The sequence below is a fragment of the Dellaglioa sp. CoH-57-MRSF-18 genome (assembly GCF_056781995.1).
In genome coordinates this window covers 1-447 of the sequence record NZ_JBXAXX010000087.1, presented here as the reverse complement: position 1 = coordinate 447, position 447 = coordinate 1, and the positions used below count along the sequence as shown (strand labels likewise).

Annotated in this window: 1 protein-coding gene; it reads right to left on the bottom strand. The window is 56.6% G+C overall.

Annotated features, from left to right (window positions below):
- The coding region (locus tag AC1RPG_RS08200) for a hypothetical protein (protein ID WP_481762499.1) at positions 1-447 on the bottom strand (447 nt) is incomplete at both ends.

Here is a 447-nt window from a genome sequence, read left to right as displayed (position 1 = left end):
ACTGCGCGATCCACACTAGCTTCTTCACGAATCCGAACTGATCTTGAACATCGAGCAGTGCTGTATAGGCATCCGCGTAATTGCGCGAGTACGCGGCAACCATAAAGTCGATGGCCAACTGCTCGTCGGCGCTGACGGTGCTAGCGAATACAGTGCCCACATCATCGGCGCTGAGCAGCTTAGGCTTCTTGCCCTGAATGCCATCGTAGTACTGCTGAAGAGCCTGCATGATATTCGCGAGTTCGCGCATATCTGAATTGCTGGCCTTCACCACCTGCTTGATGATCGAGCGCTCGTCATCCAGCACGTAGTCCATGCCCTCGCCTTTGGCGATACGCAGGGCCTGTTTGCCGAGTGAGCTGGTGGTGGGCGTTTCCAGCTGGAACTGCGTGCAGCGCTTCAGGATCGCGCGGCCGACAGTAGAGGACTGGAATTTTTCCGGCTCCA